General features: G+C 65.2%; 13 protein-coding genes. All 13 read left to right on the top strand.

Going from position 1 to position 12992, the window contains the following annotated elements:
• Positions 1-19: 19 nt before the first annotated feature.
• The 13 genes from A9K66_RS17875 (at position 20) to A9K66_RS17815 (ending at position 12922) form a co-directional block, all read left to right on the top strand.
• Positions 20-553: a MotE family protein gene (locus A9K66_RS17875; RefSeq protein WP_067327062.1), complete on the top strand. Its 534-nt coding sequence runs from the start codon at positions 20-22 to the stop codon at positions 551-553.
• Positions 550-1254 (top strand): flagellar basal body L-ring protein FlgH, encoded by a 705-nt coding sequence (flgH, locus tag A9K66_RS17870; protein ID WP_067326072.1) that lies wholly within the window; start codon positions 550-552, stop codon positions 1252-1254. Before A9K66_RS17875 ends, flgH begins: the two co-directional genes overlap by 4 nt.
• 18 nt (positions 1255-1272) lie before the next feature.
• Positions 1273-1767, top strand: coding sequence for a flagellar basal body-associated FliL family protein (locus A9K66_RS17865; RefSeq protein ID WP_067326069.1), 495 nt, complete (start codon positions 1273-1275; stop codon positions 1765-1767).
• The gene (gene fliP / locus A9K66_RS17860) at positions 1764-2495 is read left to right on the top strand and encodes a flagellar type III secretion system pore protein FliP (RefSeq protein ID WP_067326066.1); all 732 of its coding nucleotides are present in this window, start codon (positions 1764-1766) and stop codon (positions 2493-2495) included. Before A9K66_RS17865 ends, fliP begins: the two co-directional genes overlap by 4 nt.
• A 228-nt stretch (positions 2496-2723) precedes the next feature.
• Positions 2724-3608: a flagellin gene (locus A9K66_RS17855; protein ID WP_067326063.1), complete on the top strand. Its 885-nt coding sequence runs from the start codon at positions 2724-2726 to the stop codon at positions 3606-3608.
• Between the two features lie 280 nt (positions 3609-3888).
• Positions 3889-4773 (top strand): flagellin, encoded by an 885-nt coding sequence (locus tag A9K66_RS17850; protein ID WP_067002412.1) that lies wholly within the window; start codon positions 3889-3891, stop codon positions 4771-4773.
• A 187-nt stretch (positions 4774-4960) separates the two neighbouring features.
• On the top strand, positions 4961-6619 hold the full coding sequence (gene fliF, locus A9K66_RS17845; RefSeq protein WP_067326060.1) for a flagellar basal-body MS-ring/collar protein FliF: 1659 nt from the start codon (positions 4961-4963) through the stop codon (positions 6617-6619).
• Between the two features lie 3 nt (positions 6620-6622).
• Positions 6623-7249, top strand: a complete 627-nt coding sequence (locus A9K66_RS17840; RefSeq protein WP_067326057.1) for a hypothetical protein — start codon at positions 6623-6625, stop codon at positions 7247-7249.
• Positions 7246-8691 carry a MotB family protein gene (locus tag A9K66_RS17835; protein ID WP_067326054.1) on the top strand — a complete coding sequence of 482 codons (1446 nt, stop codon included), beginning with the start codon at positions 7246-7248 and terminating at the stop codon, positions 8689-8691. Before A9K66_RS17840 ends, A9K66_RS17835 begins: the two co-directional genes overlap by 4 nt.
• The gene (locus A9K66_RS17830) at positions 8688-10118 is read left to right on the top strand and encodes a chemotaxis protein MotC (RefSeq protein ID WP_067326052.1); all 1431 of its coding nucleotides are present in this window, start codon (positions 8688-8690) and stop codon (positions 10116-10118) included. Before A9K66_RS17835 ends, A9K66_RS17830 begins: the two co-directional genes overlap by 4 nt.
• A 386-nt stretch (positions 10119-10504) precedes the next feature.
• Complete coding sequence (locus tag A9K66_RS17825) at positions 10505-11512, top strand: flagellar hook-length control protein FliK (RefSeq protein WP_197507488.1); 1008 nt, start codon at positions 10505-10507, stop codon at positions 11510-11512.
• Positions 11442-12032: a transglycosylase SLT domain-containing protein gene (locus tag A9K66_RS17820; protein WP_067326049.1), complete on the top strand. Its 591-nt coding sequence runs from the start codon at positions 11442-11444 to the stop codon at positions 12030-12032. The genes A9K66_RS17825 and A9K66_RS17820 overlap by 71 nt, the downstream gene beginning before the upstream one ends.
• 221 nt (positions 12033-12253) lie before the next feature.
• Positions 12254-12922 (top strand): response regulator transcription factor, encoded by a 669-nt coding sequence (locus A9K66_RS17815; RefSeq protein ID WP_067002421.1) that lies wholly within the window; start codon positions 12254-12256, stop codon positions 12920-12922.
• Positions 12923-12992 lie beyond the last annotated feature (70 nt).

The raw sequence follows: 12992 nt of genomic DNA, 5'->3' as shown, positions 1-12992 counted from the left end.
CCCGAGACTTCATACGACCATGAAGCTACTAGCCGCTGTCTCGATCGCTGCGCTGATGGGCGGCACTCCGGGTCGCGCGGAAGAAGTCCGCCAGGTGCTGCCCGGCGGACAGGCCCCGGCCCAGCCGGCTGATCTCGCGCGCGGGAAGGCGCCGGACGAGAGCGAGATCCAGCGCTTCTGCTCCAACATCGCCGATGCAGCTCGCGACCGCCGCTACGCCTTGCAGGCCGAGGAGCTGAAGCAGCTCCAGGCAGGCATCGACGAGCGCATGAAAGCCCTGGAGACAAAACGTTCCGAGTACGAGCAGTGGCTGAAGCGACGCGAGGTATTCCTGGCGCGCGCCGAAGAGAGCGTCGTCAAGATCTATGCCGGCATGAAGCCAGACGCCGCAGCCGAGCGCCTGGCAATGGTCAACGCCGAGCTCGCTGCGGCCATCCTGATGAAGCTCGATGCGCGCAAGGCCGGCATCATCCTCAACGAAATGGACCAGAAGGCGGCGGCGACGCTCACCGGCATCATGGCCAGCGCGGCGCGAAGGGTTGATCCGTCATGAAGTTGCAATTGCTCGTCCTTGTCGCGGCGGCGGCACTGTCCGGCTGCGGCACCGATCTCAAGGAAGTCGGCCGGGAGCCTGCGCTCTCACCGGTCGGCTCCGGCATCGGCAATGGCGCCGCCGCCCCCTACTCCTATCCGGAGCCGCCGGCGGGACCCGTCAAGAAATTCTCGCTTTGGGATGATCGCCAGAGCAGGCTTTTCACCGATCCGCGGGCGCTGCGCGAGGGCGATATCCTGACCGTCAACATCAAGCTCAACGACAAGGCCAATTTCAAGAACAAGAACGACCGCAGCCGCACCGCCGCGCGCAAGCTCGGCTACGACGTCACGCTCGGTTGGGACGGCAAGAGCACCAGCGGCAAGGGCGATGCCGGCTTGAGCTCCAGCACCGAGACCAACGCCGACGGCGAGATCAATCGCTCGGAGAATCTCGAGCTCAATGTCGCCGCCGTCGTCACCGAAGTGCTGCCCAACGGCAATCTGATGATCAGGGGTTCGCAGGAAGTGCGCGTCAACTACGAGCTTCGGGTCCTCACCATCGCCGGCATGGTGCGTCCCTCCGATATCGGCGCCGAAAACACCATCCCCTACGAGCGCATCGCCGAGGCACGCATCTCATATGGCGGACGTGGACGCGTGAGCGAGGTCCAGCAGCCGGCCTACGGTCAGCAGATCCTCGACCAGGTTCTTCCTTTCTAGGCCGGGGAGATCGCTGTCGTGGCAAATGTCGAGCAGGCTCAGTCCAAGAACGGACCGTCCCTTGTGGTCCAGCTCGCCATGCTGTTGGCCATGACGGGCGCGGCCGTCGGCATGGGCTGGTTCTCGGGCGGCTATCTCAAGCAGGGAGAAGCCCCGGCGCCGGTTCCTGCCGCACCCGAGAACGCCGGCAGCCCGGAGAAGTCGGCCGAAGTGGTCAAACAGATTGCCGGACCGACGGTGGTCCAACTGGCGCCGATCACCACCAATCTCGCCGCACCCAGCGAAGTCTGGATAAGGCTGGAGGCATCGGTGCTCTACGACGCGCCGCAGCCGCAGGAAATGACCGAGCAGATCCATCAGGACCTGCTGGCGTTCGTGCGCACGCTGAAGATGCATCAGATCGAAGGCGCCAGCGGCTACCAGCATCTCAAGGCCGATCTCGACGAGCGTGCGGCGCTGCGCAGCGGCGGCCACGTCAAACAGGTTCTCATCAGGACGATGCTGCTCGAATGAGAAAGTTCCTCATCGCCACGGCGCTCATCGTCATCACCACCTCTGTCGCCGCGGCCCAGCAGCTCGATCTCGGCGGCATAGGCAAGGCCGACGGCACCACGGTCGGCTATCTCATCCAGATGTTCGGGCTGCTCACCGTGCTTTCGGTGGCGCCGGGCCTGCTGATCATGGTGACGAGCTTCACCCGCTTCGTCATCGCCTTCTCGATTCTGCGCGCCGGCATCGGCCTGCAGTCGACGCCGGCCAACCTGATCCTGATCTCGCTGTCGCTGTTCATGACCTTCTATGTCATGGCGCCGACCTTCGACCAGGCTTGGAACACCGGCGTCAAGCCGCTGATGGACAACCAGATCACCCAGGCCGAGGCCTTCGAGAAGATCTCGGATCCGTTCCGCAGCTTCATGCTGCACAATGTGCGCGACAAGGATTTCGATCTTTTTGCCGATCTCGCCCGCGAGCGCGGCCAGACTGTCTCGCGCGACACCGTGGACCTGCGCATTCTGGTGCCCGCCTTCATGATCTCGGAAATCAGGCGCGGCTTCGAGATCGGTTTTCTGATCGTGCTGCCGTTCCTGGTGATCGATCTCATCGTCGCCACCGTGACCATGGCGATGGGCATGATGATGCTGCCGCCGACGGTGGTTTCCCTGCCGTTCAAGATCCTGTTTTTCGTGCTGATCGACGGCTGGAACCTTCTGGTCGGCAGCCTGGTGCGATCCTTTACCTGATCGCCCCGCCGGGCTCCAGGACGACACTTAAGGCTTCGCCTGCTAAGGCCCTCGCGAATTATTTTGGATTAACCGTCCAGTTTAGCCGTTTGGTAGGAAGTTGCCCGCATAGTCCGCTCCAGATGGCGGGTGATCGGGTCTCAGCGATCATGGGCATGATGCCGCACCGTCATACCGGACAAGCCGGTATGTCAAAAAAATCCGTGTAAAAACCAAGGTACGAGTATCATGTCCAGTATCATGACCAATTCCGCTGCGCTGACCGCGCTGCAGAGCTTGAACAACACCAACAAGCAGCTCGAGACCACCCAGTCCCGCATTTCCACCGGCTACCGTGTCGCCACCGCCAGCGACAACGCCGCTTACTGGTCAATCGCCACCTCGATGAAGTCCGACAACAAGGCGCTCTCGGCCGTTCAGGACTCGCTCGGCCTCGGCGCAGGCAAGGTCGATACCGCCTACACCGCCATCAACGACGTCAAGGATCAGGTCGACCTGATCAAGACCAAGCTGGTTACAGCCCGCGGCGCCAGCCAGGAAGACCAGCAGAAGATCGCGACCGAAATCAAGGCCATCCAGGATCAGATCAAGTCGTCGGTCACCAACGCCAACTTCGCCGGCTCGAACCTGCTGCAGAACGACGGCACGGCTGCTTCCGATCTGAACATCGTTGCTTCGTACAACCGCACCGGCTCGACCGTCACCATCGACACCATCAAGGTGGCCTCTGCCGACACGCAGGTCCTCGACACGGCGGGCACCGGCGGCATCGTTGGCGGTCTGCTTGCGACGACCTTCTTCGACCCGAGCTCCGCCGCCGTCGCCGACACCGCCATCGACACCGCGCTCGGCAGCGTTGAAACGGCGCTCGGCAAGCTGTCCACCGGCGCCGCCTCGCTCGGCGCCGCAAAGTCGCGCATCGATACCCAGCAGAGCTTCCTGTCGAACCTGTCGGACTCGATCGACAAGGGCGTCGGCGCTCTGGTCGACGCCGACATGAACAAGGAATCGACCCGCCTGCAGGCCCTCCAGGTGCAGCAGCAGCTCGGCATCCAGGCGCTGTCGATCGCCAACGGCAATTCGCAGCAGATCCTGTCGCTCTTCCGCGGCTGATCGCCCGGCGAACTTCAGGCATCTTGTCGGGCCGCGCCACCAGCGCGGCCCGATTTTCATTTTTGATGCTGCTGCCCCTCCGAGGCGCGCCTCTTCCCTCGGGAAATATTACCGCACCGCGGTTTCAAGGCTGGCTTTTAACGCGCCGTTAACTGTGACGCGCTAGCTATGGTTAACCAATCGCTATGACGGGCCGACCGACGGTCGACAGGCATGACCGCCCCCGCCAGAGAGTTGACCGGCATGCGCGAGGCATGCCTGCTTTGAGAAGGGGTGTATCTTGGCAAGCATCATGACCAACGCCGCCGCGCTCACCGCGCTGCAGAGCCTCAACGCCACCAACAAGGCGCTTGAGACGACGCAGGGCCGCATCTCGACCGGCTACCGTGTCGCCACCGCTTCCGACAACGCCGCCTACTGGTCGATCGCCACCTCGATGCGGTCCGACAACAAGGCGCTCTCGGCCGTCCAGGACGCGCTCGGCCTCGGCGCCGGCAAGGTCGACACAGCTTACACCGCCATCACCGACATCAAGGACCAGGTCGACGCGATCAAGGCCAAGCTGGTCACCGCGCGCGGCGCCAGTCAGGACAACCAGCAGAAGATCGCGACCGAAATCAAGGCCATCCAGGACCAGATCAGGTCGTCGGTCACCAATGCCAGCTATGCCGGTTCGAACCTGCTGCAGAATGACGGAACGGCCGCCTCGGACCTGCATGTCGTGGCTTCGTACAACCGCACCGGCACGACCGTCTCCATCGACACCATCGACGTGGCAGCGACCGACACGCAGGTTCTTGACACCGCCGGCACGGGCGGCATCGTCGGCGGGCTGCTTGCGACGACCTTCTTCGATCCGAGTGCCGCGGCCGTTTCCGACACCGCCGTCGACACCGCGCTCGACAGCGTTGAAACCGCGCTTGCCAAGCTCTCCACCGGCGCTGCCTACCTTGGCGCCGCCAAGTCGCGCATCGACACCCAGCAGAGCTTCCTGTCGAACCTGTCCGATTCGATCGACAAGGGCGTCGGTGCCCTCGTCGATGCTGACATGAACAAGGAATCGACCCGCCTGCAGGCGCTCCAGGTGCAACAGCAGCTCGGCATCCAGGCGCTGTCGATCGCCAACGGCAACTCGCAGTCGATCCTGGCCTTGTTCAAGAGCTGATATTTCCGCTGAGGCAACCCCTCCATCGCAAGGCCGCGTCCTGAGCGCGGCCTTTTTCTTGCGCGTCGGACTGCTGCCTCCGGGCCGTTCGGGCCTCGCATAGCCCCTGGCCGCACGCACTATCATCCTCGCACAAGCTTCGCGGTCTAGTCTTCCGGCGGAAAGTCATGATGGGAGCGGTTGAATCGTGCCGGAACAGATCCAGAGCCTCATCGCGAACCTCCGCGGCTTCGGCGTCAGGCGTCTCGCTCTCATGGGCGGCATCGCCGCGCTGGTCATGGCCGTCATCGGCGTCGGCTCGGTCTATCTCAACCGCCCGGCCTACGAGACGCTCTATGTCGGGCTCGACCGCAGCGACGTGAACCAGATCGGCCTGGTGCTGGGCGAGGCCGGCATCGGCTTCGATGTCGGCGCCGACGGAACATCGGTGCTGGTGCCGACGGGCACCACCGCGCAGGCGCGCATGCTGCTGGCCGAAAAGGGCCTGCCGACCAGCGCCAACGCCGGCTACGAGCTGTTCGACAATGTCGGCTCGCTCGGCCTCACCTCGTTCATGCAGCAGATCACCCGCGTGCGTGCGCTGGAAGGCGAGATCGCGCGCACCATCCAGTCGATCGCCGGCGTCAAGGCGGCGCGCGTACACATCGTCATGTCCGAGCGCGCCAATTTCCGCCGCGACGAGCAGCAGCCCTCGGCCTCGGTGGTCATTCGTTATGCCGGCGTCGATGCCGAAAAGAGCGCCCAGTCGATCCGCCACCTCGTCGCCGCAGCGGTTCCCGGCCTGTCGGCCGACAAGGTGACCGTGCTCGATTCCAACGGCAATCTGCTCGCCGCCGGCGACGACACTTCCAACACAAGTGCTGCCCGCACGCTCGGCGTCGAGCAGACGGTCGAGGCGCAGATCGGTGACAACATCCGCCGCGCGCTGACGCCCTATCTCGGCCCCGACAATTTTCGCGCCAGCGTCAAGGCCGACGTCAATACCGACACCCGTCAGACCGAAGAAACGATCTTCGATCCCGAATCCCGCGTCGAGCGTTCGGTGCAGTCGGTGCGCACCAACGAGGCCAGCAACCAGAAGCAGGCCTCGAACCCGACCAGCGTCGAGCAGAACCTGCCCGAGACGCAGACGACCACGACTGAAGGGCCGCAGTCCTCCTCGCAGAACGACCGCAAGGAGGAGATCACCAACTACGAGATCAACTCCAAGAAGATCGCCACCGTTTCCAATGGCTACTCGGTGACCAAGATGTCGATCGCCGTCGTCGTCAACCAGGATCGGCTGAAGACCATCCTCGGCAAGGACGCCACCCCCGAGCAGATTGCCAAGCGCGTCGCCGATATCCAGAAGATGGTGGCCTCCGCCACTGGCTTTGAGGAGAAGCGCGGCGACGTCATCGATGTCTCGGCGGTCGAGTTCATCGACGGGCTGGACGGTGAGCCGATCGACCAGCCGGGCATCCTCGCCTCGATCGGCACATACACCGGCACGCTGATCAATGCCGGCGCCTTTATCGTCGTCGTGTTCCTGGTCGCCTTCTTCGGCCTGCGGCCGATGGCGGCCGCGCTGACGGCGTCGGCCAAGCCCGCGGCCCTCGCCGGCCCGAGCTTCGACGATGTCCAGCGCTCGCTGCCGACCCCAGACGCGCCGGTGGCCGCAATCGCAGCCGACACGGCCGTCGGCGCGCTGCCGGGCGCCCGGCCGGGCGCCACTCCGCTCGACGACCTGCGCCAGAAGATCAGGCCTGCGCCGCAGGAACGGCTAGCACGCATGGTCGACCTCAACGAGGAACGCACCGCCCAGATCCTGCGCAAATGGGCGGCCGCCCCGGAAGCCGCGGGTTAAGCCATGGCTTCGGCGGCCCTTTTCGATCTCCTGCCCGATTTCGGTTCGCGCGCCCCGCGCGCCGGCCAGGCACCGTCAGCGCCTGACATCGAGCGCAAGCCAGACATATCGCCACCGCAGGCCGACATCGGCGCGCTGATCGCCGAGGCGGTGGCCGATGCGGAAGCAGCACTCGGGGCGCGGCTCGCGGCCGCCCACGAGGCGGCCCTCGAGGCCGAACGCCAGGCCAATGACGATGCGGCAAAGGCGTTCCTCAAAAGCTTCGGCGGCGATCTGGGGGCGGCGGTCGCGACACGGATCGATGCCATGGAAGCGCGCGTGGCCGAGCTCACCGCCGCCACCGTCGCCCGCATCATCGGCGGCGTGGTCAGCGATGATCTGCAGAAGCGCTCGATCGAAGCTCTTGCCCGTATCCTAAGCGCCGCGATTGCCGACAGTGAGGCGGTGCGTATCGGCGTGCGCGGGCCGCTGTCGCTGTTCGAGCCGCTGAAGGCGTCGCTTGGAGATCGCGCGGCCAATCTCGATTTCACCGAGGCCGCCGGCTTCGACCTGACCGTGACCATCGATGAAACCGTCTTCGAGACGCGCATCGCCGAATGGTCGGCTTCCCTGTCGGAGGTCCTATCATGAGCGCCATCGACCACGGCGAGGCCAGGCACGAGATCATCATCGTCAAGCGGAACCACGACGGTCATGACGACGGCCATCATGGCGGCGTCTGGAAGATCGCCTTTGCCGACTTCATGACCGCCATGATGTGCTTCTTTCTCGTCATGTGGCTGATCAACGCCGCCAACGAGCAGACCAAGGCGGCGGTCGCCAGCTATTTCAACCCGGTCGAGCTGATCGATCGCAATTCCAGCCGCAAGGGCCTGGAAGACCTTGGCGACGGCCCGAGCAAGGTTGGCCTCACCGCCGACAATCCGCAGGATGGCGCGAGCAAGGCCGGCGAGGACGGCAAGGGCGGCGCCGGCTCCTCCGACCGCAGGCAGACGAAGGAGGCCTCGCAGAAATCCGATCTCTCTGACGAGCATTTGTTTGCCGATCCCTATGCCGTGCTGTCGGAGATCGCTACCGATACCGGCGTGATGCAGAATGTCAGCGCCAAGGGTGAAGGCGGCGCTCAGAACGCCGGTCCGGCGACCGGCGCTTCCGGCGGCGAATCCTATCGCGATCCTTTCGCGCCGGACTTCTGGTCGCAGCAGGTTGCGACACCCGGCGCCGAGGCCAGCGCCGAACGCAGGAGGATCGAAGGCGATCCGGCCAGGCCCGGCGAGAAGGTCGCCGAGACCGATGTTCCGAAAGTCAAGGCCGTTCCGCCGGCACCGCCGCAGTTGGATGCGCCGCTCGAGCCGCTGGCCACACCGGAAAAACCCGGTGCCAAGGTGGTCGCCGGATCGGACGGCGACACGAAAGTCGGGAAGGCCGAAGGCAAGGCGATCAAGGGCGAGAAAGCCCAAGCTGAAAAGGCAGAAGCCGAAAAGGCGGAGGCCGCTGCGACCGATGCTGCGATGCCGGGAGCCGCAGGGGGCGAAGCGGCGACGGCCGAGCCGGCAAAGGCGGAGCCGGAGCAAGCCTCCGACAAGGGAAAGAAGGTCCCGAGCAGCGCCGCCCTCAAGGCGGCCGCCGAAATCAAGCAGGAACTGGCCAAGGCCTTTGCGCCCGGTGAAAAGCTGGCCGAGGGCGTCTCCGTCGAGGCAACCGACAAGGGCGTCGTCATCTCGATCACCGATCAGCTCGACTTCGGCATGTTCGAGATCGGCTCGGCCGTGCCGCGCCGCGAGATGGTGCTGGCGATGGAGAAGATCGGCCGCATCATCAACGAGAAGAAGGGCACCATCACCATCGGCGGCCATACCGATGCGCGGCAGTTCCGCAGCGGCGCCTACGACAACTGGCGGCTGTCCACCGCCCGCGCCCACTCCGCCTATTACATGCTGGTGCGCGGCGGCGTCGACGAAAGCCGCATCACCGAGGTCGCGGGCTTCGCCGACCGCCAGCCCAAGATCGCGTCCGATCCGCTGGCCGCCGCCAACCGCCGCATCGAGATCCTGATGGCGACCGGCGGATGAGGGTCAGGACCGCCATCGGCCGCGCAGTCGGGCTGCTGCTGCTCGCCGCAGGATCGCCCGCTGCCGCTTTTGCACAGGATGACGGCCTGCAGCCTTACCAGCTGGTGCGCTCGCTGCAGTTGGTCCAGGACCGCATTGCCGGAGGCGATCATGCGGCGCTGCCGATGCAGGCCAAGCTGCTGGAAATGACCGATGCGAGGCTTCGCGCCGCCGATGCCGGCGATTTCAAGGACCCGAAGAATTTCCGCGCTCTGCTCGTCTATGGCATGAGCGGCGGCAATCCCGTCACAGTCGAGGCGGCAGCTTCGCGCGCGGCGACCGACCCGCAAAGCCTCGCCATCGCCAAAGGGGTCGTCGCCTATCTCAACGGCAGGCCGGCCGCGGCAATCGAAATCCTGAAGCCGATCGACCCGATGAGCGTGCCCGCCGACCTCGGCGCCTTCCTGGCGTTGGTCAAGGGCTCGCTGCTTGCGGCCGATGAACCCGCAACGGCGCTGACGCTGCTTGACGAGGCCCGCCTGCTCAGCCCCGGCACACTGGTCGAGGAGGCAGCGCTTCGCCGCTCGGTCGGCCTCGCAGCGACACAAGGCGACGCCGCGCGCTTCGCGCTTGCCTCGACGCAATATGTCGCCGGCTATCTCTATTCCCCCTATGCCAGCCAGTTCGCCGATTCCTTCGTCTCCGGTGTGATTGCGCTGCACATGTCGATCAGCCAACACAAGCTCGCAGACATCACCTCGATGATGGACCCCGAGCGCGAGAAGGTGATTTATCTGCGCATCGCGCGCCGCGCCGCGATCGACGGGCTGAGCGACCTCTCCGCCTTCGCCTCGGCCCGGGCCGAGCAGGGCCGCAACGGCAAAGGCAATCAGGACGACCCGCGCGCCGTGCTCTATTCGAGCCTATCCACGGTGACATCGGCCACGATCGACGATGTGCGCGCGAGGCTCGGCACGATTGATCGCGGCAAGCTTTCGGAGAGCGACCGCGCTTTGCTCGATGCAGCGCAAGCCGTTGCCGGCGAGGTCGTCGCTCCCGTGCGTGCGGCCGCCATGAATGAGACGGAGGCCGCAGGTCCGGCAAAGAGCGATGCCGCGAAACCCGCTGAAACCGAGGCTGCGAGCCCGGCCGACGCCGAAGGGTTGCCACCGGTGGAGGGCGCGATGGCCGAGCAGCCGGCCCCGGTCAAGCCGGCGGACGCGCCGGCCGCAGCGTCCGCGCCGCCGGCTCCGCCGACGACGGCTCAGGCCGCGGCCGAGGCTCAAGCCCCCGCTCCTGCGCAGCCCGAAACGCCATCCGTGCTGCCTGCATCCGCGCCGGCGGCCGCAGCAAGCCTCGATCCGCACGATCCCACCGATGCCGCGATGCTCAAAGCGCGCCGCCAGCTCGACCAGATCGACCAGCTACTCGGAGCCGCTCCCAAATGACCAGCGCCCAAATGAACAGCGTGAGCCAGGCCACGCCGGGACTTGCATCCGCCCACGTCCAATCGCGGCAGCATCCTGCCGACGGCAAGGAAAACGGCGCGAATTTTGGCGAGATGGTGCATGGCGCCGGACAATCGGCGAGGGAGGCAAAGCATCCCGCCGAACCTGTGTCTTCCCATGCGCAGCCGGAGCGGCGCGCCCTCGCCGGTTCGCCCAAGCCACGACCCGATCAGGATGGCCAGAACAAGACTGCCGCGCCGAAGCCAGCGGCCGCAAAGGCCGCGAAGAATGGCGCCGAGGCCGACCATGTAAAGGCCACGGACGATGCCGATGCGGCGGCGCAATCGTCAGATAGCGCTCCGCTTCATGACGGTTTGCCCTTGTTGATGGCGCTGGGCGACATCCGCCACTTCGCAACGTCGACAAATGCCGAGCGCGGTGGATCTTCTGTCGAGGGAGAGGCAGGAACCCAGCCCTCGATCGGCCAGGCCGCGTCTTCGCAGCTGGCGATCCGTCAAGGCAAACGCATGTTGGCCGACGCTTCCGAAGGCAGCGAGCCATTGCCGCGATCCGGTCGCGCGACGATGGCGACCGAGAAGCCCGGACCCGATTTCGGACAGAAACCGGCCGGCGCTGGTCCGGGCCCGGACATGTCGATCCGCAAGGACGACGTCCTGTCTGGAACGCAAGGAGCCGCAACCGACGCAGCGACGCCGCAAGGCTGGCGTCCGGCGGCCGCCCAGAAGACCGCGCAAACGGCGCAAGCCCTCGCATTAAACAGTCAAGCCAGGCCATCCTCCGCCGCCGGGCGCTTGGATATGGTCAGCCAGCAGAGCTTCCCCGCGCCGGCCCAAAACGCCTTCGGCCAGACAGTATCGGCGCTGGCCGAGGCGATCGCCTCTGACAGCGGCGTTCAGCAGGCCTACTCGAGCGCTCCGATCGGCTCGCACGCGACCAACTCTGTTGCCAGTTCGACACATGTCCTGAAGATCGAGCTCCACCCGGCTGACCTCGGCCCCGTCACCGCCAGCCTGCGTCTTTCCGGAGAGCAGCTTTCGATCGAGATGAAGCCGGAAACGCACGAGGCGTACCGCCGTCTGACCGCTGACAGCGACGCCATCGTCAAGTCGCTCCGCAGTCTTGGTTTCGACGTCGATCACGTCACCATCATGCAACCCTCGATAGCGGTCCATTCGCCCGGTCGCGTCGAAGCGAGCGGCGCGCCGCCGATGTCCACGGGCCGCGAACAGCCTTCGTTCCAGCCCGGGAACTCGGGCGGCAACAGCGCCGGCGGCGATCGGCAACCGGGAAGGAACAACGGCAATGGCGCACAGGAATTCGGCCGCGCTGCTTCGCCTCTTCGCGAGCGCGCTGGCGACGATATCTATATCTAGTCTGGCCGCGACCGTCGCCAAAGCCGCGCCCAATCCTTGCGAGCCGGAAATCCTGCGCGCCGCCGATCGCTATGGCGTGCCGGCCGGTATCCTTTACGCGGTCGGCCTGACCGAAACGGGAAAGAAGGGCAGCCTTCAGCCCAACGCTTTGAATGTAGAAGGAAAGGCTGTTTTTCCGCGCAGCAGGGGCGAAGCGCTGGCGACGTTCGAGAATGCCCGCCGCGAGGGCAAGACGCTGATCGATCTCGGCTGCATGCAGATCAATCATCGCTATCATGGCGCGCAGTTCCGCAGCGCCGAGGACATGCTAGACCCGCACCAGAACGTCGACTACGCCGCGCGCTTCCTGGCGAGCCTCCACGCCCGCCACATGACTTGGTCGATGGCCGTCGCCCGCTATCATGCGGGCCCCGACAACGACCCGGCGCAGAAGGTCTATGTCTGCCGCGTCATCGCCAACATGGTCGCCACCGGCTTCGGCAAATGGACGCCGAACGCCAGCGCGTTCTGCAACCAATAGTTGCCAAACCTTGTGCCTTTGGTCTGCCGCAATGGGGTTCACAGCGCCGCCGGCATCGCCCTCCATCCAGTGCCGCGAATAGACCCTTCACGGCCGGCTTTATTACGGCTCCCAAAAAACTCCCAAGAAAATAGCTACAAGAAATGACGGTTTTTCAGGATTCACCGCACCGGATACCGCTTTCCGCACGGGGCAAATGAGATGATTCGGAGGGCGGGCCGATGATCGTGATCGTTGATGAGCGCGAGCTCGTAACTGAGGGCTACAGCTCACTTTTCGATCGCGAGGGCGTCGCCACCGCCGGCTTCGCGCCAGGCGAGTTCGGCGAGTGGGTGAACTCTGCCGCCGACACGGATTTAAGATCGGTCAGGGCTTTCCTTATCGGCGACTGCCGCGAGGGCGCCATCTCGCCGCGCCAGATCCGCGACCGCACCGGGGCGCCGGTGATCGCGCTCAGTGAACAGCACTCGCTGGAACACACGCTCAGGCTCTTCGAGAGCGGCGTCGACGACGTCGTCCGCAAGCCCGTGCACATCCGCGAGATCCTCGCCCGCATAACCGCCATCCGCCGCCGCGCCCGCGAAGAGGCCGCCTACACCGAGGTCGGCTCGATGCGCATCTTCATGGATGGGCGCGACCCGGAGATCGACGGCGAGCCGCTGCCGCTGCCGCGTCGCGAGCGGCGCATCCTGGAGTATTTGGCCAGCAATCGCGGCCGGCGCGTGACCAAGACGCAGGTGTTCAACGCCATCTACGGCATCTTCGACGAGGAGGTCGAGGAGAACGTGGTGGAGAGCCACATCTCGAAGCTGCGCAAGAAATTGCGTGAGAAGCTCGGCCACGACCCGATCGATTCCAAGAGGTTCCTCGGCTACCGGCTAGTGTTTTGATGGTCGTCGCCGGCACATCCCGCGCCAGCCTCGCGCAAGACACGAGGCTTAGTTTTGTAGCCTCTCAGAA

The sequence above is a fragment of the Mesorhizobium sp. AA23 genome, assembly GCF_001672435.1.
GTDB lineage: Bacteria > Pseudomonadota > Alphaproteobacteria > Rhizobiales > Rhizobiaceae > Mesorhizobium.
Note: the sequence above shows the minus strand (reverse complement) of the source record. Positions and strands in the feature narration are given on the sequence as shown.